Source organism: Streptomyces mirabilis (assembly GCF_039503195.1).
Taxonomy (GTDB): Bacteria; Actinomycetota; Actinomycetes; order Streptomycetales; family Streptomycetaceae; genus Streptomyces; species Streptomyces mirabilis_D.
This window is the reverse complement of sequence record NZ_JBCJKP010000001.1, coordinates 10,578,398-10,598,565: the sequence shown is the minus strand read 5'-3', so window position 1 is coordinate 10,598,565 and position 20,168 is coordinate 10,578,398. Positions and strand designations below refer to the sequence as shown.

Genomic DNA, 20,168 nt, shown 5'->3' with positions numbered 1-20,168 from the left:
TTCAAGCATCACCTTCAAGTGCTTATGTGGGGTTGGCTGATGGGCGAGCTGGTGAGCGGTTCGCGACGGGTACCGCTCCGAACCGTCGATGTCGCCGGAGAGTCGGGGTACTCCGTGCAACAGGTTCGCGACCTGGAGCGTCTGGGAGTCATTCCCCCGGCCGCTCGATCGAGCAACGGATACCGTTCCTACACACCGCTGCACGTGCATGCCCTGCGCGCCTATCGAGGTCTCGCAGGCGCTGTTGGGCCAGTCACGGCCCGGCACATGCTCGCGAAACTGCGTACGGAGACGATCGCGGAGGCCGCCTCGGCGATCAACGCGGTCCATGTTCGGCTCGCGCGGGAACGAGAGGAGGCCCTGCGCGCTCAACAAGCGTTGCGTGCGATCCAAGCCGAGGCGAACACACCCGAGTTCGAGCAAGAGAGTGACGCGATGACGATCACACAGCTCGCCGGAGCGCTCAATGTACGTCCCTCCACTCTGCGGTTCTGGGAGCAGGAAGGGCTTGTCACGCCCGAGCGAGTGACGTCACTGCAAGCACGTCGCTACGATCTTTCAGCCATCAGAGCGACCCGAATCGTCGCGGCCCTGCGTGGCACCGGTTACGGCATTCCCGCAGTGCGCCAGATCATGGACTCCCTGCACCAACTCGACGGCCTGGACAAGACCCAACGCATCCTGCAACAACGCCTTGACCAGATCGCCACACGGACGGTGGCCCTACTCCGAGCGGGCGCAGACCTGGCAGCCGTCGTTGGCGACCACGGCTCGTAGGCGCTGGTCGTCAGCGTGGCGAGTACGCCAGATGATGAAGCGTCGGATCATGCTGCCTTGCTCTTCGTGTCCGGCGTGATCGGTGCCGTCGAGGGTGAAGTGGCGCAGGGCGGTGAAGGGAGTAGCTGTCGCACACGACCGTCGGGCGGATCGTCGCTGAGTGGATGGTGCATGGGTAGCGGCAAGGTGTCGGCAGTTCATGCGAGCCGCATATAAGCGCCTGGTCGTGCCGAGAGATCGGCAGATGCCGTTCAAGGCCCTGTTGCTCGTCGCCGGGAGCCCGTGCACATCTGCCCAGGGGCCATCGTCCCGAGCCTGTTCGAACAGGGTGCAGGCCGGCGCGTCACCTCACCCCGTCGGCGGGCGGTCCCAGCAACACCGGAACCTCCCGCGGCCCGTTCGAAATGAACGACTCCGTCGGACGCAGCGCACCCGGCTCCACCGCCAGCCGCATCCCTGGAAAGCGGTGGAACAGCGCCTGAAGGGCAATCTCGGCCTCCAGCCGCGCCAACGGCGCGCCCAGGCAGTAATGCACCCCATGACCGAACGACAAATGCTCCCGCCGCGTCGCTCGCATCACATCGAACCGCTCCGCATCCTCCCCGTGCACCCTCGGATCCCGCCCCGCCGCCGCGAACCCGATCACCAGCGCATCCCCCCGCGGGATCACCGTCTCTCCCACCCGCACATCCTCCACCGCATACCGCAAGATCGCATTCGCCCCCGGCGCCTCCACCCGCAACGCCTCCTCCACCACGTCCCCCCACGACGCCCTCCCTGACCGCACCAACTCCAACTGCCCCGGATCCCGCAGCAACAACACGACCGCGTTCGCCAGCAGATTCACCGTCGGCTCACACCCCGCGCTCAACAACATGATCAAGTTGTCCACCAACTCCTTCTCACTCAACCCCCCACCCTTCGGGGCCTCCGGGCCACCCGCGCCCGCGACGTCCGTGAGGTCCGTGAGGTCCGTGAGGTCCGTGAGGTCCGAAGCGGCCGCCGGATCGGCGGGATCCGCTCCGCTCCCCACAGCGATCAGCGCACTCGTCAGGTCCTCACCTGGACGACGCCGCTTGAACGCCACCAACTCCCCCATCGTCCGATACAGCGCCGCGTAGTTGCGCCGCGCATCCTCCAACGACACCCCCGTAGCGAAAAACCCCTCAATGATCTCCCGCAACGCCCCCCGGAACTCCTCCGGAATCCCGAACAACTCCAGCATCACCCGGCTCGGCAACGGCTGCGCATACAACCCCCGCACGTCCACCACACCGCCCCCACCCCGCGCCGCCGCCTCCATCCCATCCAGCAGCACTGCCGCGATCTCCCCCACTCGCGGACCCAACAACCCCACCCGCCGCGCGGTGAATGCCGATCCCATCAACCCCCGCAGCCGGCGGTGCTCCGCCCCGTACGACGTCACCAGATTCTGCACCGACACCCACACCGCCAAGGGCCACTCCGCCCCCACCTCACCCCGCTGCCACGCCGGCCAATGCCGATACGCATCTTTCGAGACCCGACCATCCGTCAACAACCCACGGATAACCGCCGGATCCGTCACCGCCCAGGCTCCCACCCCACCCGGCAACACCACCCGCACCGCCTCACCCTGCCCCCGCAGCAACGCCCCCTCCCCCTGCACATCCCGCCCCAACCCATCCATCGCATACGGGCACCCACCCCGCCCAACACGCAGATCCGGCACGCCCTGCGCATCCGGCACGTCCTTTTGGTCCGGCCCGTTCGGCACGGCACGCAGTTCCGCCACGCCACCGCCGCCCCGCAACTCCCGCTGCTCCTGCTGCTCCTGCAGGCCCCGCTCATCCCGTCGACCCTGCTGCTCCTGCTGACGCGCCACCGGACACCTCCACGACATAGACCGCGAAAACTTCCCGACAAGCACTACAAACACACCCCGGCGCCACGCCCGCACCATCACCCGGACGCCCGCCAGGGGCACAACCCCACACACACGCCAGCCCCCGCCCCGGAGTCCCGCCATCAGCCATGGAACCCTGACACCCGATCCCCCGCGGCCCGCAGAAACCCAACCCCTGGGCACACGCCTGGGACCGGGCCCTGGATGCACACCCGGACCCCAACACCAGCAATCGCCCAGCCCCACACCCGGCGCACCCTGGCACGCACCTTGGGTGCCGGTCACAGGCCGTGTATATCCGGGTGCCGGCCCCGGGCCATGCGCATCCCGGAAGCCGTCCCCCCGACAGCACCGACACCCGACAGAGAACCACTCGCAAAACAAAACCGCTCGGCCGGTTTCACTATAGCCTCACCCGAGACCCACACAAGAGACCCCAGCACACCCCCACAACCACCCGACCCCGAGCCTCGCACACCACCCCCAACCCCCGGAAGACACCCGCAGAACGGAATCAAAACCCCCGCTTATCCAGCGAAGATCCCCACCCCACACCCACAGCGAACCAATGAATATGCACCCCGCACACCCCCACCCGACCCCCCGGACCAACCCCCCGGCCCGCCCCCGCGAAATTCCCCGCCCACCCTTGAAAAGAAAACCGGTAGGTTCGTATCTTATGACCCTGCACGGTCCATCCCGGCACCTCCCACAGCGCCACGGAGACCCACATGACCCTGCTCACCGTCCACCAGGACAACCACCCCACCCCCGCCACCACGGCAACGGGAACAGGAACGGGAACGGCAACAGGTACGGGAACGGCAACAGGCCCCCACCCGGCAGCAGAACCAGACCCCGCCACGCAGACCAGCACGGAAACAAAAACGGGCACCGACACCCGCGCAAAAACACCCGTCGACCCCGCCCGCATGCCCCGCCTCACCACCACCGTCCCCCGCGAATACGTCCACCGCTCCACCCTCGCCGAGGTCTTCCTCACCGGCTGCGAACAAACCGGCAACACCCACTACACCCTCACCGCCCAATGGCCCCGCGCCCACACCTTCTTCACCACACCCGACGGCACCCACCACCACCCCCTCCAAGCCGCAGAAACCATCCGCCAAACCGGCATCTACCTCGCCCACGCCGAACTCGGCATCCCCCTCGGCCACCACTTCCTCATGCGCAACCTCCACCTCACCACCCACCCCCAACACCTCACCATCGGCCCCACCCCCACCGACCTCACCCTCACCGCCACCTACACCCCCCACCACCCCCACACCAAACGCCCCACCGACTTCACCATGCACATCACCATCACCCGCAACGGCCACCCCACCGCCACCGGCACCGGCCGCTTCACCTGCCTCACCCCCACCACCTACCAACGCCTCCGCCACCCCCACACCACCACCCCCACAAACACCACAAGCACCACAGCAGCAGGCACCACCGCGATCGGCACCAGCACCGCCGGCACCCAACACCAACCCCCCAACCCCCCACCCACCCACTACGGACGCACCCTCCCCCACGACATCGTCCTCACCCCCACCCCCCACCCCCACACCTGGCAACTCACCCCCAACCCCCACCACCCCATCCTCTTCGACCACACCACCGACCACATCCCCGGCATGGTCCTCCTCGAAGCCGCCCACCAAGCCGCCACCGCCCACACCCACCCCACCCCCACAACCCACCCCACCCACCCCACCACCCTCCACGCCACCTTCCACCACTACACCGAACACCACACCCCCACCTACATCACCACCCACACCAACACCAACACCAACGACCAAACCCCCACCACCCACATCACCGCACACCAAAACAACACCACCGTCTTCACCGCACAACTCACCACCCACACCCCCACCGACACGACCCACAAGAACGTTTCATCCCGGTGAGGTTGTCTGGTTCGAGGTTCAGGTGTCGCGCCAGTTCGAGGTGAATTCGCGGGTGAGCCGTCGACTTATGAGGGAATGACTTTGAATCCTTCGGTGCCAAGGTCGCGTTGGACGACTTCCACGTCGAGACCAAGGCGGGCGCCTTGGTCGATGGCTCCGCGCGGGCACGTTCGCGGAGGTCGTCTCGCTCGGCGCGTCCAGCACGCAGGCTCTCTGCTCGCCGTCGCGGCCTTCGGCCTTCCGCTCCCGCACGGTGCAAAGTCATGTGGCAGGTATCGCCGGGAAAGGCCGGTACGCGCGACGTAGAGGGTGACGTCGATATCCAGGCTCACTGACTGGACCTCGCCGAGCCCGACCACCGCGACTCACCCCCGCGGCCGGGCTGGGACCGGGCTTTGCCGCGATCGGCCGTAATCCGCTTGACCTGGCCACGGGTCAACGCTGCACTGTGGCGGGACACCACGAGTCGTGGTGCCGGTACCCCAGGGAGGCAGCGGCAGCAATGGAGATTCGTCCCACGACCGACCAGGACCTCGACGTCTTCGTCGACACACTCCATGCCGCGTTCGGACGCTTCCCGGAAACCCCGACCGAGGGCGGCGGGGTCTGGTGGTCGGCGCTCGAAATGGACCGCAACCTGCTCGCCCTGACGGCGGACGGGCGGCCCGTCGGCACCGCCGGTGCGTACTCCTTCGAGCTCACCCTGCCCGGTGAGATCCTCGTCCCGACCGCCGGGGTGACCGCCGTCGGCGTCCTGCCCTCACACCGACGCCAGGGTGTGCTCAGCGCGATGATGCGGCATCAGCTCACCGAGCTGCGAGCGCGCGGGGAGTTCCTCTCCGTACTGCTGGCCTCCGAGGCCCTGATCTACCGCAGGTTCGGCTACGGACCCGCGACCTACACACAGCGACTGACGGTGCCGCGCCACCAGGCAGCCCTCGCCCTCCCCCGGGCGCGCGGAACGGCCGAGGCCCCAGAGACCGGCTCGGTCGAGGTACTGCGACGCGCCGAGTGCGGCAAGATCCTGGAAGAGGTCTACGACCGCTACCGCCGCGCACAGCCCGGCGCGCTGTCCCGGCCGCATCGCTGGTGGGCCTTGGGCGCGGGGCAGCCCCCGGTCGCTTCGGCGCCACGCTACGTCGCCGTCCACCGGGACGCCGACGGCGTCCCGGACGGGTACGCCAGCTACTCGATCGGCGATCCCAGCACCTTGACGGTGGACGAGACCATCGCCGCCGACGACGCCGTCTTCACAGCCCTGGCCCGGTTCGTGCTCGGACACGACCTGGTCACTCAGGTCGTGTTCAAGCACTTCCCGCCCGAACACCCGCTGCGCTGGCAGCTCGCGGACTTCCGCGCCGGCCAGGTGAGTCATGACACCGACTGGCTCTGGGTACGGTTGCTGGACATCCCGCGCGCACTGACCGCGCGCGGCTGGTTCATGGACGGCGAGCTCGTCCTCGACGTCGACGACCCGTTCCTCGGCGAGCACAGCCGCTACCTGCTGACCGTCCGGGACAGCAAGGCCGACTGCGTCCCGACGGACCGGGAACCCGACCTGTCCCTGGACGTGAGCGACCTGGGCTCGATCTACCTCGGCGGCACCGCCCCGAGCACGCTCGTGCGCGCCGGACACATCCGGGCCCACCGCCCGGGCGTGGCCACCCTCGCTGACGCCCTCTTCCGAGCCGACCGCTCCCCGCACTGCCTCCACTGGTTCTGACCGCAGGCTCGCCGACCCTGCACAAGTGATGAACAGGGGGAGCGGTTCGGTGAGCATCCGGGCGACCGAAGGGGGACTTTGACCGGACCGAATCCGACGGACCGACCGCGGCAAGAAGGGATCTTGGATCCATCCGACCTGTGACGGCAACGCTCTGCGGATCCCGCTCGGCATCTCCGCCGCCCACGCTGATGGCTTCGCATCCGAGGCATCCGCCCCGGGATCGCACGCGGCGGGATCGACCCGTCCGGCCGCCTGGGCTGCCACTGGTGGGTAATCGAACGAACCGTCTCCTTGCCGACGAGCTGCCGGTGGCCTCCAACGACGCCACGAACGCAAAACGGAAGGCTTCCTCGGCTTCGGCGGCTTCGGCGGACTCACCGGACTCGCCGCATTTCTGATCGGATACCGCCGACCGGCCTAGGCGGTCAGGGTCCGAGCCGGTTGACTGCGGATCGAGGCAGATCAGCCCCATCGAGTCGGCGAACACCGCAGCAAAGGCACAGCCGCACCAAAGGCGGAGGTCTCATCCGCCACGCACACGCTCCAGCGCATTGGGAAGGAGATCAGCGGACCGCTGGCCTCCCGGATGCGAATCCTCCCAGGAGCAAACGCCCGGGGTCCCTCGCACGAATCAAGGGGTCCCTCGCACGAATCAAGCTGAAGGGTTTCTCACTCGGAGCCCGCTCCACCACTTCGGTCGTGGCGGCGGCCAGTAGTCCGTCACGACTCGCCCTCGGCTGGAAGCTCGAGGCGCAGTTCGTAGCCCCCGTCGGCCGTTGGGCCGGAGGTGACGGTGCCTCCAAGGAGTGCGGCACGCTGCCCCAGGCCGACCAGACCGTGGTGCGCACTGGGCAGAGGGAGAGGTGGTCGGGACGGTGCGGTGTTGGTGACCGTGGCACGGATGGCGCCGCCCTCGTTGCGGATGCGAACCGTCGCACTGGTCCCGGGGGCGTGCTTGCGTACGTTGGTCAACGCTTCTTGGACGGTGCGGTAGATGGCGCGCTGAACGGTGGGCGGAAGGTCGTCGGACACGTCGGTCTGCAGCTCGACCTGGATGCCGCTGTTGTCGACCAGCCGCTCAAGGTCGGCCAGGGACGGCTGCGGTGTCAGCTCCGTGGGGCGGCCCCCGGAGGCCCGCAGGACGCTGACCATGTGCCGCAGTTCGTCCAGGGTCTGCACGCTCAGCCGCCGGATCGTGGCGGCGGCCTCCTTCACTTCGGCGTCCCGGGCGCCGACCTGAAGGGCTCCGGCCCGCACCGCGATCAGGCTGACCTGGTGGGAGACCACGTCATGCATCTCCCGGGCGAGCTGCGCACGTTCCCTGGCCAGCACGGCCTGGGCGGTCAGCAGCCGCTTGTGGTCACGCGCCTCGGAGATCTCGGCGAGCCGCTGCGACAGATCGCGCCGGGTCTGGACGAGTTGGCCCAGGAAGACAGGAGCGGCCGCCGTCGCCGCGGTGTAGCCCAGAGTGACGAGGGTCGAGGTGGCCGCGAGGTTCAAGTGCAGTGACGGCCACGAGGTCATGTCGCAGATCGTGAATATCGTCACGCAGACGGCCAGCAGGGTGCGGTGTCGGGTGAATGAGGCCAGGGTGTACAGCGCGGCCAGCGCGGCGAAGACCGCGTCGGAGACCAGGACGGCGGGCAGCGTGAGCAGGAAGGTGAGCAGCGGCCGGCGACGGCGCAAGAGAAGGGAGAAGGCGGCAACCAGGGCGCACCCCAGGCGCAGCGGCTCGTCGATGTGGACCTTGACCCAGACATCGACCAGCGAGGCTCCGACGAGGACGGCGTCCAACAGCGGGGCGGGCGGGCGGCGAGGGGTCATCCCCCCTCCTGGTCCCGCGGCGGTTTGAGAAGGCAAGCCCCTTCGGCGATCCGGGAGGCCTGGCCGCGGCCGTCCACCTTGAGTTCGGTGAGGATGGCGCTCACGTCATCCTTGACCGTGCTCGTGCTCAGATGCATCCGTGTGGCGATGTCGCGGTTGGACAGCCCCTCGCCTATGAGGACGAGTACGGCGCGCTCGCGGTCGGTGAGTCGGACGAGGCTGCGAGCAGCGGGTTCCTGGGGGCCGGCGTTCAGACAGACGTCCACGCCCGTCCGGGTGACCTTGGACGACAGTACGGTGCCGCCGGCGGCCAGGGTCCGCACCAGCAAGGGAAGCTGCTCGGGGTCGGTGTCCTTGAGCAGGAAGCCCGCGGCGCCCGAGCGAAGTGCCGTTGCGACGTGTTCGTCCATGCCGATCGTCGCGAGCATGGCTACCACCGGAGGGTGGGAAAGCCGACGGAGGCCGGCCAGGACGGTGAGGCCGTCGACGTCCGGCATCCGGATGTCCAGAAGCACGACGTCAGGACATATCTCCTGCGCCACCTGAACCGCCTGGCTGCCGGGAACCGCCGCAGCGACCTCGATGTCCTGTGCCGCGTCGAGGATGTGCTGAAAACCCTTGCGAATCAGGGCCTCGTCGTCGACCACCAATACTCGGATCACGGGTGCTCCACTCACCATGGGGCCACTGTCCGATTCGTACCATGTCGTGACACTCCCGGCTGGTTCACAGCATCGAATCCAGCCAGTCGGCGGGGGCTGCCTCGGCCAGTCGGCGGGGGCGGTTCCGGACACCTGCCGGATGGTTGTGACGCACACCGTCCAGGACCCTGGATCACATGTTGCACGCCGTATCAGAGGTCGCACCGTCCGGGGCGGCATCCGCTGTGGGGGCGGGTCCCGCCCCCTCCCTTACGGCGTCAACAGGACGGCTGATCGGACTCGACCTGGCCCGTGGCCTGGCGGTGTTCGGCATGTACGCGGCCCACGTGGGTCCCGACCCGTCGGTGGGCGGCCCGCTGGGCTGGGTGATGGAGGTAGCACGCGGCCGGTCCTCTGCTCTGTTCGCCCTGCTTGCCGGGTTCACCCTGGTCCTTCTCACTGGTCGGCCACAGCCACGGACGGGGCGAGCCGGGCGGCAGGCCATGGGCAGGGTACTGATCCGCTCCGCCGTCCTGGTTGCCCTGGGGTACGCCCTGACCTGCCTGGACACCTCGGTCGACGTGATCCTCGCCGCTTACGGAACGGTCTTCCTCCTCGCCCTTCCGCTGTATCGGCTGCGGGCCGACACCCTGGCCGTCATCGCCGCGGCGACCGCGCTCGTACTGCCCCAGGTCCTGTATCCGCTTCGAGCCGCGGTCGAGGGTGGGAGCTGGGCCGACGCCGTCATCGCCCACGACCCGCTGGCCCGGATCACCGATTCGGACGGGTTCATTGAATTGTTCATCACCGGCGCGTACCCGGTGCTGACCTGGCTGCCCTTCGTCATCGCCGGAATGGCAGTGGGCCGGCTCGACCTCACCAGACCGGGCACACGCTCCAAGGTCGCCCTCCTCGGCGGCACGCTGGCCCTGCTCGGCTACGGCGGCTCCTGGCTGGCCCTGCACCTGGTCCCCGGCGCGCAGGCAGCCGTGAGCGCTACGGCGGACGGCGGGTCGGCCGCATCGGCCTGGTGGTCCGACGCCGTGGGCTACCCCTCCACCAGTACCCCGGACTGGCTGCTGGTGGCCGCACCGCACAGCCAGACGACCTGGTCGATCCTGGGCAACACCGGCGTCGGCCTCGTGATCATCGCCGCCTGTCTCTTCGCCACGGACCGGTCGGCCCGCCTGCGGCGGCTTGCCGCGCCCGTCATCGCGGTCGGCTCGGTCTCCCTGACCGCCTACGTCGGCCACATCATCGCCATCAAGACCCTGGGCATCGACGACCTGCCGACCTCCGCTGCCCTGCCGGCCCTGGCCTGCTTGGCCGCGGCCAGCATGCTGCTCGCCGTCGCCTGGACGCGGGCGTTCCGGCGAGGACCGCTGGAGTACATGCTGCACGCCGCCACCGCACCCGCCCGCCTGCTCAATTAGCCGACTGTGGTCCAAGCCCCTTCCAGGACACGAACTCCATCGCCGATTCCGCGGCGCCCACGGTTTCCGAAGGTCTCGAACCATCCGGCGTCACGCCGGGCCAGGAAAGAGGTAAGCCGATGTCGGTCCGCCTGACATTCATGTGCGCGACAGCCGGGGACACCAGCAGGAACGCAGTCTTCGGTGACGGTCTCCTCAGCGAGCACGGCCTGCACGAGGCACGCCTCGTCGGGGCCGCACTCCCCCCGTACTCGCTGGCCATCCGGGCACCGTCGACCCGCTGCGAGCAGATCGCCGACGCTCTCGGCCTGAACGCCACGCTCGAACCGGCACTGCGCGACTTCGACTACGGCACCTGGCGTGGGCGCACAGTCGGCGAAGTCACGGCGTACGACCCCTACGGGTACGGCGCCTGGCTTACAGACCCGGATGCCGCGCCACACGGAGGCGAGTCGGTACGCCAGCTCTGTCGCCGAACCGCCAGCTGGCTGAGCAGAGTGCCGCCTGGCACGGGCGACGCACTGGCCATCACCGAGCCGGCGATCATCCGGGCCGCGCTCGTCCATGCTCTGTCCGCACCGCCAACGGCCTTCTGGCATTTCGATGTGCCACCCCTGTCCGCGGTCTCCCTCACATTGCGCGGTGACCACTGGAACGTCCGGCCCGGGCCCGTCATCCCTGGAGGCGTCGGCACCAGTCGCACTGTTCCCGTGCCATGTGTCGCTGCACGAAACCAGACGACACTCCTGTGGGACGAGACGGCGAACGACGAGCGGTACGACCTCGTCGCCTGGGTGTGACCCGCCAGCACGCTCATGTGCTGCCGTCGGATAGGCGGCAGCCGTGAGGGTCCTGGGAGCCCTCCATAAGGCATGCGTGGGTGGCGAAGTCCCGCTCGTCGAGCGGACGCCGCGGTTCGCCGAGATCGGTGCCGGAATCCGCACCATGCCTTGGCCCCTGCGGTGCGGCCCCCCTCGGTTGACCTGAACACCATGGTGGGATGAGGCTGCTCGGCGACGGCGCCCACACAATGGAGCCGTTCCAGGCCCGGGGTGCGGCGCAGGCGATTCAGGACGCGGCCGTGCTCGGCGACGCCCTCGCAGGTGCCACGTCACCCGAACCCGAATTTCCCGACGCGCTCGACCGGTACGCGCACCGACGGCTCTCGATCACCACGAGCGTGGGGGCCGGTTCCGCGCGGGCGAGCGAGGACCACCACCTGCTGGACCGGCCCGAGGCCCAGGCGCGGGACGCCCACATGGCCGCACACGCGGCCGTCCGATCGCTCACACAGGTGGCGCGGCCGACCGTTGCTGACCCGACCCGCCGACTGCCGACCAGCCGCTCCTGCAGCTTGGTTCCCTGCCGATACGGTACCGAGCGGCAGCCTCACGCAAGAGCTCGACCACCACCCGGACTTCGGGTGGGAAGCCACGCGCACCGGTTGCTCGCTGGTCCGCGATCGCTGAGGGAGACCGCGAAGGAGCTTGCCGCCGGGGGGACGCTGAAGCACGGCCCGAAGTGACGTCGAGGAACTCGACGCCGCCATGCAGAAGTTGGCCCGCCGCTCCTCGAGCGTACGGTTTCCTCACGAGTGGAAGACGGCGTGAAGGCACCACGCATGCCCCGCCATGAAATGGGCACGGCTTGCCAGCATGAGCGTCACGAATATGCCGGCTTTTATTCCCGGCCTGGAACTCTCCCGCCGCTTCTACACAGAAGCAGTACGCCCCCTGTTGGAGGAGGCCTCCCCCGCAATCCCTCACTCCGCAGCACGCCTGGGCAGCGGCTCCGAGGTGCTCGGCTTCGACACCCCACGCTCCGCCGACCACGAATGGGGCCCCCGTCTCCAACTCTTCCTCCGCCGCCAGGACGTCTCCCGGCACGCGGGACGCATCAGACACGTACTCGCCGAGCACCTACCCCACCGACTTCGCCCCCACCGGCGACCGCGACATCCGCGTCATGCGGGCCACCGACGGCCCCGTCCACCACCGCATCGAAGTCACCCACCTCTCAGGATGGTTCACCGACGCACTCGGCTTCGACCCGACCTCCGGCATCACCCCGTGGGACTGGCTCGCCACCCCCACCCAGCTCCTCGCCGAAGTCACCGGCGGAGCCGTCTTCCACGACGGCCTCGGTGAACTCGCTCCCTTACGAACGGCCCTCCGCTGGTACCCGCACGATCTGTGGCTCCATGTCCTGTCCTGCCAGTGGCAGCGCATATCCCAGGAGGAGGCCTTCGTCGGCCGCTGCGGCGAGGTCGGCGACGCGCTCGGGTCCGCCGTGGTCGCCGCCCGCCTCGTGCGCGACCTGATGCGCCTGTGCCTCCTGATGGACCGCCGCTATCCGCCCTACAGCAAGTGGCTCGGCAGCGCGTTCGCTCGCACCCCCATGGGCCCTCGTCTCACCCCCGACCTCACCGCCGCCCTCGCCACAACCGACTGGCGCGACCGCGAGCAGCATCTGGCGCACGCCTACGAGACGGTCGCGGGCCTGCACAACCAACTGGGCCTGACCGACCGCGTCGACCCCGTCACTCGCCCCTACCACTCCCGCCCCTTCCAGGTTCTGCGCGCCGACCGCTTCTCCAAGGCCCTCACGGCCCGCATCACGGACCCGACGCTTCGCGATCTGCTGCCCGTGGGCTCCGTGGACCAGTTCCTCGACAGCACCGACGTCCTGAGCCGCCCGAAACTGACCCGCGCGGCAGGCCACGCCGTGCGCAAATCCAGGTCGGAGTGAACCTGCCCTGGGCTTCCGAGCCAGCGGCGTGTCACCGGCCCAGGGAGTCGACGATTCTGGAGCATGATCCGGCCGACGCTCAGACGGCCCAGCCGCGGCGTGCCGAGGAATTTCCCCGGACTTCGATGTGCTCGTGGGCACCGCATCCATAGGGTCATCGCCAAACGAGTCGCTCCGCAGCTCGGAACGGTAGGAGTCCGGGCCGTTCGGCACCGAGATGGAGCTGTTCGTCCTCGCCGCCGCTGTCCCCGAGGTCGACGACGCCTCGATGGCCGAGTTCACCGAGTGGGCCATGGACCACGTGAAGAGCCTCCGCAGCGGTCTGCCCGGCGCCCGCAACGCAGCGATGATCCTGCCCGCCCCGGCCGGCGGCAGCGTCCAGCCGGCCGCTAGGAACTGGGCTGCCAAAGACGCACGGATCCTCGGGAGGTCCCTGATCGGCCGACCCGTCACGGTGGAGTCGTCGGCCTCGAGCTGAGGCGATCGTCAGGCTCAGGAATCAGACCGACGGCGGTGGACCCCTCCGCCGTCCGTCTCTGCATCGACCGTACGAGTGCTCTTCGCCGGTCGCCAGTGAGACGCCGCAGAAGGGTCCCCTTCCCGTTCCGCCCCAGGCACCTCGTCGCATCCGCGAGATCTGCTCACCTGATGTGCGACGTGGTCCTGCTGACCCATTGGGGCAGCGTGAGCTGCATGGTCAGGCTCGCTCGGTGTGGCCTGCGGTGACGGGGCGACGAGTGGCCGCGATCGGGCCGGGTACCCGCGTGCGTCCGCGTACTTCGGCCTTTGCCACGGGCCAGAGCGTCGCGCAGAAGAGACAGGTGTGCGGGCACGGCTGCGAGGCGGTCGTACTCGCCCCGGCATGGGTGGCAGGTCGCCAGGTGAGCCCGGACCGCGCCCGTCTCATCGAGGGCGAGGGTCTTGCGTTCGCTTCCGGCCAGAAGCTCACGGATCGTGCGGCATGCCTCGAGGGCCGTCTTCTCGTCGGACTTCGTCAGGCACTGGGTTGCGGTCATGGTGAAACCTCCGTTCAGGGTTTCACCTTGGCCCACGAGCGGCCCTCAGCGCGTCGTCCCCACGCAGCGACTTCCGGCTACCACGACTGCAGTACGCGGTACGTCGGTCTGCGGCTGGGGCAGAAGGTGGACACACCGAGCCGGCGACTACGCGGGTTGCTGGGATTGATCTGGTTCCGTGGCCGGACTGACCAGCCCGCACTGGTAGGCGATGACGACGAGCTGGGCCCGGTCACGAGCTGCCAGCTTGGTCATGGCCCGGTTGATGTGGGTCTTGGCGGTCAGCGGGCTGACGAACAGGCGCTCGGCGATCTCGTCGTTGGACAGGCCCAGTGCGGCGAGGCTCGTGACGTCGCGTTCCCGCGGTGTCAAGCTCTCCAGCCGCTCGTGTACGGCCGTCGGGCATGGGTCCGGCTGGGCCAGAAACCGAGTGATCAATGCTCGCGTCGCTGACGGGGACAGCAGCGCCTCGCCGTCCGCGACCGTGCGGACGGCATCGAGGAGTTCCTCGGGTCGCGCGCCCTTGCCGAGAAAGCCGCTCGCACCCGCACGCAGTGCGTCGGCGACGTGCTCGTCGTCTTCGAAGGTGGTCAGGATGAGCACCTTCACACTTGCGAGATCCTCGGACTCGGTGATGAGCCGTGTCGCCTCGAGGCCGTCCATCTCCGGCATGCGGATGTCCATCAGCACCACGTCCGGGCGCTGTGAGCCCGCCAGCTCGACCGCCTCACGGCCATTGGACGCCTCGGCCACGGTCTCCATGTCATCCGTGGCGTCGAACAGCATGCGGAACGTGCCCCGCAGCAGGGCCTGGTCATCGGCAAGCAGTACGCGAATCGTCATGTTCATGTCTCCGATTCCCTGCCGGACCGGGGCGGAGCGGGAGTTCCGCGGTCACTGTGAAACCGCCTTCGGGGCGCGGTCCCGCATACAGCGTGCCCCCTATCGTGGTAGCCCGCTCACGCATCCCGATCAGCCCGTGACCGGCCCCCGGGTGAGGATGGTGCGGTCCGGCGCACCCGTCGTCCTCGACGGTGATCGTCAGCCGTTCACCGTGATAATGCAGGAACAATCGGGCATGGTCGGCACCGGCGTGCTTGCGCACATTGGTCAAGGACTCCTGCACGATGCGGTAGGCGGCCAGGTCGACCGCCGGTTCCAGCGGTTCGGTGATGCCCAGCCACGTGTGACTCACGGCCAGCCCGGCGCGTTCGAACGACGCCAGAAGTGCTGGCACCTGGGCAAGGCCCGGCATCGGGTCGCGGAGCGCCACCGGCTCGTCGGACTGCCGCAGCAGGCCTACGGTCACCCGTAATTCGTCCAGCGCGGAGCGGCTGGTGTCCCGGATGTTCTCCAGAGCCCTCAGGATTTGTTCCGGGCGCTGGTCCACCAGGTGGACGGCGACGCCTGCCTGAGCGTTGATCAAGGCGATGTGGTGCGCGACGATGTCGTGCAGTTCGCGTGCGATCCGAACGCGTTCGGCCGCCACTCGCTGCTGTGCTTCTTGCTCGCGGGTGCGCTCGGCGTGCTCCGCTCTTTCCTCCACGGCCGCTACGTAGGCGCGCCGTGAGCGCAGTCCGTCCCCGACGGCGGCCGGCAGGGCCGTCCAGGCCACCATCGCGGCCTTGTCCGGGTCCAGCCACGAATCCGAGGTCCACACCGCGTCGGCGCCCACCAGGACGGCAGCCGAGACAGCTGCCGCGGTCCAGGCGGTACGCCGGTCGGTCCGCAGGGCCACGTTGTAGATGGACGCCAGAACCGGGCTTGTCACCAGCGGGCTCTCCCGAAAACCGAGCATCTGAAAGATCACCCCGCAGCCAATGGTGACGGCCAGTACTCCGAACGGGTGACGGCGCCGCCAGAGCAACGCGGAGCAGCCGACGGCAGCCAGCACCACGGCGGACCAGCGCAGCACGAACTCGTGCTCGTGCGGGTCGACCGAGGCAGCCACCACCGACAGCACGCACAGCACAGCCACGCCCAAGACGTCGAGCGTGCGGCTCGGGGCTCGCCCTCGCCGCCTCCAACCGTTGAGCACCGTCATGACATCACCGTAGGGTCGGTGGCCGGGTCGGGCATCGTTTCACCACGGCCCGATGCGGAGCGAGAACTCATCGACGCCCGCTGACACTGCCACGGTTCTTGTTGTGGTTGCAGGGCAGTTTGGCGGGCTGTGCCCGCGTCGTTCGTAGTGGCTGATACGGGCTGGATATCGGCATCGTCGGACCTCGGCGACGCTCAGGCGGATGAGTTCGGAGGATCCGTTCAGCTGGGGCGCTTCGGACCAGCTCCCCCAGAGTGGTCCCTGCCGTAGATCCGCAGGCCGTGGCCCCTCGGCGCGTGGCCAACCCAGTGCGTTAACGATGGGCAGTGGTTCGCCGCCGTAGCCGCTGCCACGAAGGGGAGCGCACGGTCCGCGGCCGCACCACCGAGTGCATGCAGCCTGGATCTTGGTGGCCGAGGAACAGTCAAGTATTACCAGTCTCCAGAGCCCGTCCGGGACGACCAGACGATCGACCATCAACACACAGGGCAACGGGGCCACCGATTGGGATGATCTCCAAGTGGCGCGCTTCACCGGCAGAGGGCCGTGTCTACGACACCGTCCATGTGCTCCTTGACTGCCTGGCTCGGCTGCATGGTCACGGCGACGTTGGCCGCGCGCCCGTCCTCGGTGACGCCGCCTCGGGTCTCGTATCCCGTCATGCTGCCGCCGTGGCCCCAGTACACCTCGCCGCACGACAGCGGCGTGCTCACGAATCCCAGCCCGTAGCGGGCACCGGCGGGGAAAGGGTAACTGGCGGGGACGGTGGTGCGCATCTGGTCGAGCTGAGCCCTCGGGAGAAGGCGGCCGGCCAACAGCGCGGTGAAGAACCGGTTCAGGTCGGAGTTGGTGGACACCATCTGGCCCGCAGCCCAGGCCCAGGAAGGGTCCCATTCCGTGGCGTCGACCAGAGGCGCGCCTGCCGAATCCTGGTAGTAACCCCTGGGATGGCGCTCCCGGATCGTCTCCTCTCCTGGGACGGGAAAGTAAGTGTGGCGCAATCCGATGCGTTTGATGACGCGCTGATCGATCTCCTCGGCGAGGGGACGGCCGGTGACCTTCTGCACGATCAGGCCGGCCACCAGGTAGTTCGTGTTGCTGTAGGCCCAGTTCGTGCCGGGGGCGAAGTCGGCCTTGTGCTGGAGAGCGAGGTCGAGAAGTTCGCGGGGGTCGTAGTAGCGGATGTCGTCGCTGAGGTACTTGCTGTAGTTGGGAAGTCCGCTGGTGTGCTGGAGCAGTTCGCGGACGGTGATGTGACGTCCGTCGATCCCGTCCCCGCGGACGAGACGGCGCAGATAGGTGTCGACCGGGGCGTCGAGGCCGATCTTGCCTTCACCGACCAGTTGCAGCACGACCACTGCCGTGAACGTCTTGGTGTTGCTGCCGATGCGCACCTGACCGTCCCGCGGCACCTTCGCTCCGGTGGCCAGGTCACCGACCCCTGCGGTGTAGCTCCGGGCGCGGCCGTCACGGTCCTTGACGCTCGCCAGCACGGCGGGCACGCCGTCGGTGTGCACCAACGCGTCCATGCCCCTTTGAACGGTGTGCGGCCTGGCGGCGGCAGACGCCGCGGGCGGGGCCAGGGCGCCCATCGTCATGACGCCGACGGCCACCGCGACCGCGGCCGGCAAGGCTCTGCGCCGACCGCTCCGCCGCCCGGACGAACGAAACCTCTGCCATGCCTGCTCACGCACGAGCCAACTCCCATGGAAGCATTGGGTAACCACCGGCTTATGGCCCCAGCATCTCGGAGGCGACCGCGCGGGACGATCGTGGTACCCGCCCACCTCTGGGTAGGGCTAGCCCCCGCCGCGTGGTTGGCGGGGGACGCCCTGCACGCGCGGAGATCACGTACCTGTCCTCGCCCAGCGCGGTGCCGACGAAAGGACGGGTGTACGGGTCCAGCACCCGCGCGGCCTTGGGCCGGAAGGCCGGTCGCGTACGAAGATCCAGGACTGGTACTGCCAGGGCTTGAGCGCGTCCTGCTTGAGTCAGCGCTCCAAGGTGGAAGGGGAGTTCGACCCGGAGCTGGTCCGGTCGACCGCCTCCGGACCAGTTCCGGGCAGGACCAGCGCGACTGCGGGGCGCTGGTCTTGGCGGGTGACTGGCGGGCCAGCGCCTTGACTTCGGCGACCTGCAACGCGGTGAACGAGGCCGGCCGACCGGACCGCTTGCGGTCGGCGAGGGCGGGCAGGCCGCCGGCGCCGGTAGGAGCCGTGATCGGCGGTCGGTGCGGGCCGAGCATGCCCGAGCATCGCCGAGGTGTCTGGCGGCCGGCTGGGAGCGGATTCGAGGTCAGGGCAGGGTGAGGATACGGGGGCCGTCCTCGGTGATGGCGATGGTGTGTTCGATGTGTGCGGCTCGGCTGCCGTCGCTGGTGCGCAGGGTCCATCCGTCGGGGTCGGTGTGGTAGTCGTTGCGTCCTCCGGCCATGAGCATGGGTTCGATGGCGAGGGCGAGGCCGTGGCGCAGGGGGAAGCCGCGGCCGGGTCGTCCGTGGTTGGGAACGTGGGGGTCTTCGTGCATCTGGCGGCCGATGCCGTGGCCGCCGAAGTCGGCCGGCATGCCGCAGCGGGCCTTGCGGGCGACGGTGCTGATGGCGTGGGAGATGTCGCCGATCCGGTGGCCGACGGTGGCGGCGGCGATGCCGGCGTCCAGGGCCTGTTGGGTGGCGGCGATGAGTTCGAGGTCGGCGGGGCGAGGGGTACCGACGGTGAAGCTGATCGCGGCGTCGCCGGTCCAGCCGTCGAGTTCGGCTCCGCAGTCGATGCTGACCAGGTCGCCGTCGCGAAGGCGGTAGTCGCCGGGGATGCCGTGCGAGACGGCGTCGTTGACGGAGGCGCAGATCACGGCGGGGAAGGGGGTCGGGGCGAAGGAGGGCTGGTAGCCCAGGAACGGAGAACGTGCTCCGGCCTCGGTGAGAACGGCGCGGGCGGCTACGTCGAGCTCGCGCAGGCGGACTCGCACAGCTGCCGCCGCGCGGGCGGCCGCGAGTGCATGGGCCACGACGCGTCCGGCTTCTCGCATCGCCTCCAGTGCCGTGTCGGTCTTGATCTCCACCATGTGCCGTGACTCCCTGCCATGCGATGCCGCCCAATACTTATACCGGTATTAGTATCACGGGTATGGTGAGAGTTCCTTTGAGTCCGCAAGAGCGGCAACGCGGAGAGCGCTTCGGGATCCTGCTCCGCCGGGCCCGCGGTGACCGCAGCATGGTCGACGTGGCAGCAGCCGCCGGGGTGTCCGCCGAAACGCTCCGCAAGATCGAGACCGGCCGGGCCCCGACCCCGGCCTTCTTCACCGTGGCAGCCCTGGCCCACGCCCTGCACCTGTCCCTGGACGACCTGGCCGCCGCCTGCGCGGAAGGCGCCGAAGGCGGCGAGCAGGCCATGTCGGCGTGACCGACAGGCGCGCCATCCGGCGGAGGATCGGATGTTCCTCACGCAGCACGATTCGGACACGTCCGTCGATCCCCGAAGGACTTCGAGCGCCGACCAGAACCTGCTGACGGTCACCCGTTCCCCGGTCGGCCATCCGGGACTCCGGAGCGCGGACGGCATCTTCCAGTCGGACGGCCTGGAGCGCCTTCGCCAGGCGGCGGACCTGTACGGCTGGGGCGGGTTGGACGGCCCGGCTGCGCCGCTTCCCGCTGAAGCGGCGCAGCGCGGCAGCGACAGGCCCGCACGCGTAGGCCATATGGGTGACGCGTGTCGCCGAAGAAGGCCGACGACACCTGAACACGCGCCCGGGGCGACCTCGTCGTAGAAGTCGTGGCGGGCAGCACTCGGAGTGCGGTCTTCAGCGTGGCTCAGCGGCGCCCGGTCCACGCCTCGACGGGGCGACACAGCGACCACTGTGCCGGATGGGGCTGGCTGACACCTGCGGGCGGCACGGACAGCCTGGACGCGGGCGGACAGACGCCTTCCGCCACGATCCTGGGCGGAGCCGCGCGGTCCGCATCTCCACACCACTCGGCGCCGCGTCATTCCGCCGCCGCGGCCTCTCCGGCAGACGCTGGTCGGGACGGCCTCGATGGCTCGCGCGGGGAGCTGCCGTGCCGGCGCGGGCCATTGGCGGCAGCCAGTTAGCCCACCTGGCGGGATGTGGCTGTGCCGATCAGCGTTCCACGAGGTCGACTGTGCTTCCATC

17 protein-coding genes are annotated in these 20,168 nt (G+C 68.9%); 9 read left to right on the top strand and 8 right to left on the bottom strand.

Annotated features, from left to right (window positions below; all coding sequences use genetic code 11):
• Window positions 1–39: 39 nt before the first annotated feature.
• Entirely contained in the window at window positions 40–777 is a 738-nt protein-coding gene (locus AAFF41_RS48380) for a MerR family transcriptional regulator (RefSeq protein ID WP_319754574.1), read from the top strand.
• Between the two features lie 343 nt (window positions 778–1,120).
• Here AAFF41_RS48380 and AAFF41_RS48375 read toward each other — a convergent pair whose 3' ends face one another.
• On the bottom strand, window positions 1,121–2,641 hold the full coding sequence (locus AAFF41_RS48375) for a cytochrome P450 family protein (protein WP_319754910.1): 1,521 nt from the start codon (window positions 2,639–2,641) through the stop codon (window positions 1,121–1,123).
• Between the two features lie 752 nt (window positions 2,642–3,393).
• On the opposite strand from AAFF41_RS48375, the gene AAFF41_RS48370 reads away from it, so the two are divergent.
• Both AAFF41_RS48370 and AAFF41_RS48365 read left to right on the top strand, forming a co-directional pair.
• Window positions 3,394–4,587: a ScbA/BarX family gamma-butyrolactone biosynthesis protein gene (locus tag AAFF41_RS48370; protein WP_343326079.1), complete on the top strand. Its 1,194-nt coding sequence runs from the start codon at window positions 3,394–3,396 to the stop codon at window positions 4,585–4,587.
• A 502-nt stretch (window positions 4,588–5,089) separates the two neighbouring features.
• Entirely contained in the window at window positions 5,090–6,310 is a 1,221-nt protein-coding gene (locus tag AAFF41_RS48365; protein ID WP_343326078.1) for a GNAT family N-acetyltransferase, read from the top strand.
• A gap of 723 nt (window positions 6,311–7,033) precedes the next feature.
• Here AAFF41_RS48365 and AAFF41_RS48360 read toward each other — a convergent pair.
• The gene (locus AAFF41_RS48360) at window positions 7,034–8,137 is read right to left on the bottom strand and encodes a sensor histidine kinase (RefSeq protein WP_319752675.1); all 1,104 of its coding nucleotides are present in this window, start codon (window positions 8,135–8,137) and stop codon (window positions 7,034–7,036) included.
• Window positions 8,134–8,799 (bottom strand): response regulator, encoded by a 666-nt coding sequence (locus AAFF41_RS48355; protein ID WP_343326077.1) that lies wholly within the window; start codon window positions 8,797–8,799, stop codon window positions 8,134–8,136. Before AAFF41_RS48355 ends, AAFF41_RS48360 begins: the two co-directional genes overlap by 4 nt.
• Window positions 8,800–8,975: 176 nt before the next feature.
• Here AAFF41_RS48355 and AAFF41_RS48350 point away from each other — a divergent pair, with 176 nt between their 5' ends.
• From AAFF41_RS48350 to AAFF41_RS48330, 5 genes are all read left to right on the top strand, one after another.
• A complete protein-coding gene (locus AAFF41_RS48350; protein ID WP_319752677.1) occupies window positions 8,976–10,211 on the top strand; it encodes a DUF418 domain-containing protein in 1,236 nt (411 codons plus the stop codon).
• Window positions 10,212–10,330: 119 nt separating this feature from the next.
• Window positions 10,331–11,011: a histidine phosphatase family protein gene (locus AAFF41_RS48345; RefSeq protein WP_319752678.1), complete on the top strand. Its 681-nt coding sequence runs from the start codon at window positions 10,331–10,333 to the stop codon at window positions 11,009–11,011.
• A gap of 200 nt (window positions 11,012–11,211) precedes the next feature.
• Complete coding sequence (locus AAFF41_RS48340) at window positions 11,212–11,736, top strand: FAD-dependent oxidoreductase (protein ID WP_343326076.1); 525 nt, start codon at window positions 11,212–11,214, stop codon at window positions 11,734–11,736.
• A 440-nt stretch (window positions 11,737–12,176) separates the two neighbouring features.
• Window positions 12,177–12,959: a DUF4037 domain-containing protein gene (locus AAFF41_RS48335; RefSeq protein ID WP_415925994.1), complete on the top strand. Its 783-nt coding sequence runs from the start codon at window positions 12,177–12,179 to the stop codon at window positions 12,957–12,959.
• 217 nt (window positions 12,960–13,176) lie between these two features.
• Window positions 13,177–13,437, top strand: a complete 261-nt coding sequence (locus AAFF41_RS48330; protein ID WP_343326075.1) for a hypothetical protein — start codon at window positions 13,177–13,179, stop codon at window positions 13,435–13,437.
• A gap of 163 nt (window positions 13,438–13,600) precedes the next feature.
• On the opposite strand, the gene AAFF41_RS48325 is transcribed toward AAFF41_RS48330, so the two are convergent.
• The 5 genes from AAFF41_RS48325 to map all read right to left on the bottom strand — a co-directional run bounded on the left by AAFF41_RS48325 (window position 13,601) and on the right by map (window position 19,082).
• Window positions 13,601–13,975: a zf-HC2 domain-containing protein gene (locus AAFF41_RS48325; RefSeq protein WP_319752681.1), complete on the bottom strand. Its 375-nt coding sequence runs from the start codon at window positions 13,973–13,975 to the stop codon at window positions 13,601–13,603.
• Between the two features lie 147 nt (window positions 13,976–14,122).
• On the bottom strand, window positions 14,123–14,818 hold the full coding sequence (locus AAFF41_RS48320; protein WP_319752736.1) for a response regulator transcription factor: 696 nt from the start codon (window positions 14,816–14,818) through the stop codon (window positions 14,123–14,125).
• Window positions 14,790–16,019, bottom strand: coding sequence for a sensor histidine kinase (locus tag AAFF41_RS48315; protein WP_343326074.1), 1,230 nt, complete (start codon window positions 16,017–16,019; stop codon window positions 14,790–14,792). Before AAFF41_RS48315 ends, AAFF41_RS48320 begins: the two co-directional genes overlap by 29 nt.
• Before the next feature lie 530 nt (window positions 16,020–16,549).
• On the bottom strand, window positions 16,550–17,650 hold the full coding sequence (locus AAFF41_RS48310) for a serine hydrolase domain-containing protein (RefSeq protein WP_319752738.1): 1,101 nt from the start codon (window positions 17,648–17,650) through the stop codon (window positions 16,550–16,552).
• A 664-nt stretch (window positions 17,651–18,314) separates the two neighbouring features.
• Window positions 18,315–19,082, bottom strand: coding sequence for a type I methionyl aminopeptidase (gene map, locus AAFF41_RS48305; RefSeq protein ID WP_319752682.1), 768 nt, complete (start codon window positions 19,080–19,082; stop codon window positions 18,315–18,317).
• A gap of 62 nt (window positions 19,083–19,144) precedes the next feature.
• Between map and AAFF41_RS48300 the strand changes: the two genes are divergently transcribed.
• Complete coding sequence (locus AAFF41_RS48300) at window positions 19,145–19,420, top strand: helix-turn-helix domain-containing protein (RefSeq protein WP_060896908.1); 276 nt, start codon at window positions 19,145–19,147, stop codon at window positions 19,418–19,420.
• Window positions 19,421–20,168: the final 748 nt, after the last annotated feature.